9 protein-coding genes and 1 pseudogene are annotated in these 7,952 nt (G+C 45.5%); 2 read left to right on the top strand and 8 right to left on the bottom strand.

What is annotated here, in order from left to right:
* Nucleotides 1-109: 109 nt before the first annotated feature.
* From tatB to ubiE, 6 genes are read right to left on the bottom strand one after another with little or no spacing between them, the layout of a single operon-like run.
* Entirely contained in the window at nucleotides 110-499 is a 390-nt protein-coding gene (tatB, locus tag A3735_RS21275) for a Sec-independent protein translocase protein TatB (protein ID WP_068512008.1), read from the bottom strand.
* Nucleotides 500-528: 29 nt separating this feature from the next.
* Nucleotides 529-753: a twin-arginine translocase TatA/TatE family subunit gene (tatA, locus tag A3735_RS21270; protein WP_068512005.1), complete on the bottom strand. Its 225-nt coding sequence runs from the start codon at nucleotides 751-753 to the stop codon at nucleotides 529-531.
* Nucleotides 754-762: 9 nt separating this feature from the next.
* The gene (locus A3735_RS21265) at nucleotides 763-1,095 is read right to left on the bottom strand and encodes a phosphoribosyl-ATP diphosphatase (RefSeq protein ID WP_068512015.1); all 333 of its coding nucleotides are present in this window, start codon (nucleotides 1,093-1,095) and stop codon (nucleotides 763-765) included.
* Nucleotides 1,096-1,112: 17 nt separating this feature from the next.
* Complete coding sequence (gene ubiB, locus A3735_RS21260; RefSeq protein WP_068516722.1) at nucleotides 1,113-2,783, bottom strand: ubiquinone biosynthesis regulatory protein kinase UbiB; 1,671 nt, start codon at nucleotides 2,781-2,783, stop codon at nucleotides 1,113-1,115.
* A gap of 27 nt (nucleotides 2,784-2,810) precedes the next feature.
* Nucleotides 2,811-3,512, bottom strand: coding sequence for an SCP2 domain-containing protein (locus A3735_RS21255; RefSeq protein WP_068516727.1), 702 nt, complete (start codon nucleotides 3,510-3,512; stop codon nucleotides 2,811-2,813).
* A gap of 10 nt (nucleotides 3,513-3,522) precedes the next feature.
* Nucleotides 3,523-4,311, bottom strand: a complete 789-nt coding sequence (gene ubiE / locus A3735_RS21250; RefSeq protein ID WP_068516050.1) for a bifunctional demethylmenaquinone methyltransferase/2-methoxy-6-polyprenyl-1,4-benzoquinol methylase UbiE — start codon at nucleotides 4,309-4,311, stop codon at nucleotides 3,523-3,525.
* Between the two features lie 268 nt (nucleotides 4,312-4,579).
* Between ubiE and A3735_RS21245 the strand changes: the two genes are divergently transcribed.
* Together A3735_RS21245 and A3735_RS21240 are read left to right on the top strand one after the other, a co-directional pair.
* Nucleotides 4,580-4,855, top strand: a complete 276-nt coding sequence (locus A3735_RS21245) for a polyhydroxyalkanoic acid system family protein (protein WP_068516730.1) — start codon at nucleotides 4,580-4,582, stop codon at nucleotides 4,853-4,855.
* Nucleotides 4,856-4,904: 49 nt separating this feature from the next.
* Nucleotides 4,905-6,773: a long-chain-acyl-CoA synthetase gene (locus tag A3735_RS21240; RefSeq protein WP_068516732.1), complete on the top strand. Its 1,869-nt coding sequence runs from the start codon at nucleotides 4,905-4,907 to the stop codon at nucleotides 6,771-6,773.
* 16 nt (nucleotides 6,774-6,789) lie between these two features.
* Here A3735_RS21240 and A3735_RS21235 read toward each other — a convergent pair whose 3' ends face one another.
* Both A3735_RS21235 and A3735_RS31210 read right to left on the bottom strand, forming a co-directional pair.
* A complete protein-coding gene (locus tag A3735_RS21235) occupies nucleotides 6,790-7,602 on the bottom strand; it encodes a crotonase/enoyl-CoA hydratase family protein (RefSeq protein ID WP_068516736.1) in 813 nt (270 codons plus the stop codon).
* Between the two features lie 17 nt (nucleotides 7,603-7,619).
* Nucleotides 7,620-7,952, bottom strand: a pseudogene (locus A3735_RS31210) (hypothetical protein); the annotation flags it as partial.

Genomic DNA, 7,952 nt, shown 5'->3' with positions numbered 1-7,952 from the left:
AGATGGCTGATTAGAGGCTGGCCTTGGTCGACTACAGTGTCGTTTTCAGTTGCGTTGTCAGAAGTCTTACTCATGTCTTTACTATGCTTAGCTTATTACGGAGGCCATGTTATGACTGCTTAGGCTTGTCGTTTTGCGTATTGCTTTGAAGGTCTTTTGACGAATCAGGCTCTTTTGGTGCCTGAAACAGCTTGTCATACTCATCTCTTGGTAAGGGCTCGAACTCTTCAGCTTCTTTGAGGGCGTCTTTAACGGTATTCTGGATCATTTCGACATCTTCATTAATGTCCAAACTCTCGCCCTGCTTTTTAAGCTCGCTTTTTAGGTCTTCGAGTTCTATCTGGCGATTTATTTCCTGAGTGAACTGGCTGGTCATGCGGCGTGCTTTGCCAAACCAGCGACCCAGAGTTCTAGCGGCAACGGGCAGGCGCTCGGGTCCTAAAACCAATAGGCCGATGATAGCGATTAAGACGAGCTCTAAAAAACCAACGTCAAACATAGTATTCGATAGCTAGTGCCTGATCAGGGTTACTTTTGTTGCTCTTTATCATTGCTTTCGACTTTTTCAGCTTTGCCTTCGATGATGTCGCTGTCTTTCTTTTCTACAGCGGCTTTCTCATCATCTTTTATGGCTTTTTTAAAGCCTTTTACGGCGCCACCCAAGTCTCCGCCCATATTGCGTAGTTTCTTGGTGCCGAAAATAAGTGCTACGATCAATAATATAATCAGTAGCTGCATTGGACTGATACCCATAACCTTCTCCTATTTCTGTTTACGAGATGCTTTTTCTTCAAGGCCTGATAAGTCAAAACGACGCTCAAGTTCTTGAAGGATGTCCTTAGCTTCGAGGTCCAGGTGTGAAAGCATTACCAGGCTGTGAAACCATAAATCAGCGGTTTCATAGACTAAGGCTTTCTTACCTTCGTCATCCTGAGCATCTTTGGCTGCAAGAATTGCTTCGGTGCACTCTTCACCGACCTTTTCCAATATTTTATTTAAGCCTTTGGCGTGTAGGCTGGCAACATAAGAGCTGCTGGCATCGGCTTGTCGACGCTCGGCCAAAACTTCTGTTAACTGTTCTAAAACCGTAGACATGGTAACTAAACTGCCTGTTATTTCGTGATTCGTTTGGTGCGGAATATAAAGTACGCACCGACTATTGCTGGCCCGATTTCAGACCAGGTTAAATTTGTTAACCACTGCTGTGTGTCTGGTTTACTTAGGGCAATGGCTAGCACCAACAAGGTACCACCTATCATATAGTCTTTTGTTTGTTTGCGCTGTAGATTTATGTCATTTTTTAGCTGGATAGTTTGCTGTTCGCGCTTTTGTGTAAAGCTATCTAAGTGCTTAATTTGATTCATGGCATCAAATATCAACTTGGGCACTTCTGGTGACTGTTCAAGCCACTCAGGCAAGTGCTGTTTAACGTTTTTCCAAACACCAGGTGGTGCGATGCGCTGTTTCATCCATTTTTCTAGATAAGGTTGTGCCGTGTTCCAAAGATCCAGGTCTGGATAGAGCTGCCGCCCTAAGCCCTCGATGTTTAGTAGGGTTTTTTGCAACAGTACAAGCTGGGGTTGAACTTCCATATTGAAGCGACGCGCTGTTTGGAACAAGCGCAGCAGAAACTGTCCAAAGGATATGTCTTTTAGCGGGCGTTCGAAAATAGGCTCGCAAACCGTACGGATGGCTGATTCAAACTCGTCTGCACGTGTGTCCTCAGGAACCCAGCCTGATGAAATATGTAACTCGGCAACCATTTTGTAGTCACGCTTGAAGAAGGCGAGCAGATTGCGTGCGAGGTAGTTTTGATCCTCAGGCGTTAGTGTGCCAACGATACCAAAGTCGATGGCAATGTATTGCGGGTTGTGAGGATTCTTTGACGAGACGAATATGTTTCCAGGGTGCATGTCAGCATGAAAGAAGCTATCGCGAAATACTTGAGTAAAGAAGATCTCTACGCCGCGTTCGGCAAGTGCTTTCAGGTTGACCCCGGCGGTTCTCAGCGCGTCAACGTCAGCAACAGGAATACCATACACCCGTTCCATGACCAGAACGTGCTGGTTAGTGTAGTCCCAATGAATTTCCGGGATGTAGATCAGTTCAGAATCTAGAAAGTTTCTACGGATCTGGGAGGCATTTGCTGCTTCCCTTTGCAGGTCGAGCTCATCGTAAATTGTTTTTTCATAATCTCTTACGACCTGTACCGGGTGAAGTCGCTTACCATCCACCCAATAGTTTTCCAGAACCAGAGCAAAGAACAGCATGACGGCAATATCTTGGTCGATGGTTCGCTCAATGCCAGGACGAATGACTTTGACGACTACCTCTTTACCTGAATGTAGCGTGGCGCTATGTACTTGTGCAATGGAAGCGGTAGCTAGTGGTTCATCGTCAAACTCTTGGAATACTTCTCCAACCTTCTTCCCCAAGCCTTTTTCAATTAAAGCCTTGGATATAGCTCCTGAAAACGGCGTGACCTGATCCTGTAGGTTTTTGAGGTGATCCGCAATATCATCAGGTAGCAAGTCGCGTCGGGTAGAGAGTATCTGTCCAAACTTAATGAAGATAGGGCCCAGAGTTTCCAAAGCTAAGCGGATTCGCTCACCGCGAGACATCTTCGGTTTTGGAAAAAAGTGCCAAGGTGCAAGAATTAGAAGTAGTCTGGCGCTTAAGGGGAGCTGAGCAAGCGGAATAAACTCGTCTAGGCGGTAGCGACTAATGACCCACAGAATCACGAATATTCTGCGGAGTTTGGTAAGTAGTAATAACTTCGACACGGAGTTTATTGATCTCTTATTTATGCGTTAATTGGTCGTTTGCTCTTGGCTAACAGTGCTATCTTGATTTGACTTATCACCAAGTCGAGCCTTAATTTTCTTCTCTAAAGCTTCGCTTGCCTGATAGAGCTTGTCGATCGCTGCAAATTGCTTTTTAGCAGCAGCCTTATTTGGAAACAGGCGTAATTCATACTTAATAAACTCTTCCGCATCTCTGATCAAAGATTGAGTCAGGTTTTTGCCAAAACTCAAACTTTGGCGAATAGAGGTGCCGATAATATGTGCGGGAATATCGCCGATAACAGAAGCGAGAATGCCTTCCCAGTCAACACTGACGATGCTAAGGAATGCCTGAATTTGTTGAATTCTGACAGATTCGCCACTTAGTTGAATTTCGTTGGTTTTGAAGAGTAAGCTTTTGTCCTTAGAGCTAGCAAGTTTAATAAAGGACAGTAAGGAACCTTTGATCTGAACGCTGGAATGGTCCTGAGCGGGGAGTATGGCAACTCGATAAACCACTTGGGTGTTATCGTCTGACTCGTTACTTTGGGCTTCGTTTTGCTCTTCAACGCCCACATAGATAACTTTGCTAGGGGAACTGACACTAATGGCTAGCACACAGTCTCTAAGGCGTTTTAAATGTTTCTGAGCCGCAGGGTCCATTGAAAGAGCTGTATTGATTGCACTTTCAATAGTAACTGCAATTTTAGTTAGCCGCTTAGTGTCCATAAGGCTCATCTTAAGGTTTTATACCCGTATGTAGAGCAACAATGCCGCCGCTCATGTTGTGATAACGACAATTGGCAAAGCCTGCGTTTTCCATCATACCTTTTAAGGTTTCCTGGTCAGGGTGCATGCGAATAGACTCTGCCAAGTATTGATAGCTTTCACTATCATTGGTGATCAAACGCCCCATTAAAGGCAGAGCCTTGAAAGAGTACTGGTCGTAAACTTTACTGAGCAGGTCATTCTTTGGCTTGGAAAACTCAAGAACCAATAGTCTGCCGCCTGGTTTTAATACGCGTGCCATTGAGGCTAGTGCCTTGTCTTTATCTGTCACATTTCTAAGGCCAAAGGCGATGCTGACACAATTAAAATAGTTGTCTGGAAAAGGGAGTGTTTCGGCGTTGGCTTGAACAAAATCGATGTTGCTGCCGTAGCCTCTGTCTAGTAAACGGTCACGCCCGACATTCAGCATGGATGAATTAATATCGGCGAGAATAACTTGCCCTTGTTCACCAACGCGTTTGGAGAATTGCATGGTCAGGTCTCCCGTTCCACCTGCAATATCCAAGACCTTATGTCCCGGACGGACACCACTGGATTCGATCGTTAACTTCTTCCATACGCGGTGAATGCCTAAAGACATCAAATCATTCATGATGTCGTATTTGCTGGCAACCGAATGAAAAACATCAGCGACTTTTCCTGCTTTCTCTTCAGCTTTGACATTTTTAAAGCCAAAGTGGGTAGTGTCATCTTGTGATTGCTGGGCCTGTGAATCTTGTGTGTGAGACTCTTGGGTCATGGGCTATACTCATCTATATGTAACGCGGATCTAAAAATTGTGCTCATTCTAACTCTGCTGTGTCAGGAAAACTATCATGACTTGTAGGTAAATGAATGAACTTTGCTAGGCAGTTGTTTTGCATCAAGAGCAATCGAGGTAAACTGTCGGGTTTCGCCCGAATAGAAAGCGCTTCGTTAGCTTAAAGATTTAGGGCGTCTAATTGAGCCGCGTTTTGGAAGAAGTTCAAAGTTAGGGCTAGAGCAGTAAACAGATTAGAGAAAAATATATGTCAGTGATACAGGTTGTTCGAGAGCATCATTTGGCTCACGATGAAATTAAGAAGATTTCCGAAGATATGGTCGTCAGTTTGGCTGAGGAATTTGGTGTTAAATATCATTGGGAAGGTGATACAGTGCGCTTCAAAGGTGCTGGAGCTAAGGGGCGAATGACAGTGCTACCACAACAGGTTGACCTGAAAATGGAGCTGGGTTTCTTACTTATGCCTCTTAAATCCAAAATTGAGAAATCAATTATTCGCCGATTAGATGAGTGTCTTTCCTAAGTAAATTTCCGATGATGTAAAGCGCCGAACTAATAAAAAGAGCTAATTTATGGCCCCGATATCCAAGTGTAACGCAGATACTGAAGCAGTGGCGAATACCATCTCATTTCCTCGTTTTGTTTCTAAGCTACCGGCTTTTATCAAAGGTACGCCCAAGAGAGTCAAGGGAATGTATATCGCGAGCCGAAAACCAGGTGATTACCCTGCCGGGATGGGGGTTTGTCTTGAGCAGTCGGCCTCAAGAAATCCGCAAGGGCTTGCGTTAATTTTCGAAGAGCGGGAATTTACTTACCAGATCTTCAATCAGTGGGTTAACCGACTTGCGCGATCACTTCTGAACTCTGGTTACGGCAAAGGTGATGTCATTGCTGTTTTTATGGAGAATCGCCCAGAGCTATTGGCCTGTGTTGCTGCGATTGCCAAAATAGGGGCCGTGAGTGCGCTCATCAATACCAGTCAGCGCGCCGCGGTGTTACGCCACAGTTTTGAGCTCGTCGATGCTAAAGCAATTATTGTCGGGCGAGAGCTATTTTCAGCGATTTCTGAGGTAGAGAGTAGTCTTCCTGTTTCTAGTAATGCTCGCTTTTTCTTTGATGATGCTGACACTTTGCTTAGTGATGTTGACCCTGATGCTTTGCCTGATGGCTGGACAGATCTTGCGGCGGTGCAGAGGAAAGAAAGCTCAGAGAATCCGGGTAGTACCTTGAGGAGTCGTCCTTCCGAGGCTTTCTGTTATTTTTATACCTCTGGTACGACCGGGCTGCCGAAAGCGGCTATTTTGACTCATGGACGTTTTATGAAAGCCTTTGGTGGTGCGGGACTGGCATGTTTACAGCTGACACCGCGTGACCGAGCTTATGTGACCTTGCCATTTTATCATGGTACAGCCTTGGTAGTTGCATGGGGCAGTGTCTTGGCTGGTGATGCCTGCTTGGTTATGGCGCGACAATTCTCTGCTAGTAGATTTTGGTCTGAGGTAAGACGAACGCAAGCAACTGCTATTTGTTATGTTGGTGAGTTGTGTCGCTATTTGATGTCTCAGCCAGAAAGTGCTGATGATAAAAATCATCAGGTAAGAATGATTTTTGGTAACGGTTTGCGAGCAAACCTGTGGGCGGGTTTTAAACAGCGCTTTGGTGTCGATAAGGTGATGGAGTTTTATGGCTCTAGTGAGGGGAATGTAGGTTTTCTCAATATATTCAATCATGATTTTACCGTTGGCTTCACGACAATCCCTTACGCCATTGTCGAGTATGATTTAGAAGAAGATTGTCCAGTCAGGCATCACGATGGCTTCCTGCGACGGGTCAAAAAAGGACAGGCGGGATTACTATTGGGTGAAATTACCGATAAAACCCCTTTTGATGGTTATACCGACCCAGAGAAAACCGAACGCACCATCTTGAGAAATGTCTTCAAACAGGGGGATGCTTGGTTTAATACCGGTGACTTGATGCGAGATCAAGGCTTCAATCATGCCCAATTTGTTGATCGCCTGGGTGATACTTTTCGTTGGAAGGGTGAGAACGTTTCGACAACTGAGGTCGAGAATGTATTGGCTCAGATGACTGCTGTAGCTGATGCTGTGGTTTATGGTGTCGAGATACCCGAGACAAACGGTAGAGCGGGAATGGCATCTATTACGCTTGAGAAAGGTGCTCATTTTGACTCTTCAGAGGTCTACCAACATTTAAGTGAGAATCTGCCCGCATATGCCCGGCCGATTTTTATTCGATTGTCTTCATCGATGGAGACAACGGGAACCTTCAAATACAAGAAAACTGACTTGAAGAAAATTGCTTATGATTTGGAGCAGATAACAGACCCGGTATGGGTCTGTCTTCCAGGCGACACAGCTTATCAGCCCTTTAATGCTGAATTACAAGCGGCTGTTGAGGCGGGAAAGTATCGCTTCTAGCCTGTTTGATTCAAGCTTAGCTGCGATTCTTAAAAGGTAAGGGCTTCGCGCCTTTGGTGCCTTGGCTGACTGCTGCTCTCTGGTTGTAACGACCGATCAGCTTGCGTTGTAATTTTGTTTCCCAATTTAAAGCCTGTTTGATGGTGCTAAGCCAGGTTTTGTTGAAAAGCAGCTTGTTGCTGGCAACGGCATCTGGCGAGCGCTGTTTGATCTCTTCAGCGAATTCGACTGCCTTGGTCATCGGGTCATCATAGATATGGGTAATCAAGTTATATGATTTAGCCTCTTCAGCATTGAAAACTCGGCCCGTCATCGCAAGCTCTTTGACGATATCAATCGGTGCCAGCTCTCTCAGCGTTAGTGTGCCGCCCATGTCGGGAATCAGACCCCAGCGTGCTTCCATGATAGAGAATTCGCAATCGGGTGTGCTGTATCTAAAGTCGGCACCCAATGCGATTTGAAAGCCGCCTCCCCAGCATTTTCCGTGTGTCACTGCAATGACAGGAACGGGAGCATCGCGCCACAGGTAGCTGACATCCTGGGCCAGGTTTGAGGCCTTGGTGCCGGGTTTAACCAAAAGTTTGAGCGCGGCTACCGGACTTTTCAAAACGCTTTTTATGTCTAGTCCAGAGCAGAAAGCATCACCGTCACCAGATAGAATGACCGCTCTGATAGACTTGTTCTTTTTAAGTTCTTTAGCCACTTTTGCAATGGCCTCAAACATAGCTATATCGAGTGCGTTGAGCTTACTTGCACGAACTAAGGTTACATAGGCAATTTGATCTTTAATCTCCAGCCTTACTCGTTCAAGAATGATGCGGTCGGTCATGTGTATTTCCTTTGTGCTTATATGCTCAGGTCAAAATTGAAGGGGTGATTATTGCCTTGATAAATCTCATCGAGATAGACGGTTTCTCTTTCGCTTAAGGTATTCATCAGCGTGCGTACATCCTTCATGCTATGAAAGGCTTCAAAGCCGGTCATTAAGAATTGATGAAGTGCTTGTAGTCCAGCCATTTCTGCGGCACCTTCGGTCATGCGTAAGGTAAATAAGATGACGGAGCTACGCGCATACTTGTCGAGTTTTTGTCCCAGCTGTGAAGTCAGTTGTATCTGGTATAGTCGCTGGCCATGATTGTCGCTAGCGCGATAAGCTTCACAATAGATCTTCTCGTTTAG

Source organism: Oleiphilus sp. HI0061 (genome assembly GCF_001635675.1).
The sequence above is the reverse complement of the archived record's forward strand: the minus strand, read 5'-3'. Positions and strand labels throughout refer to the sequence as shown.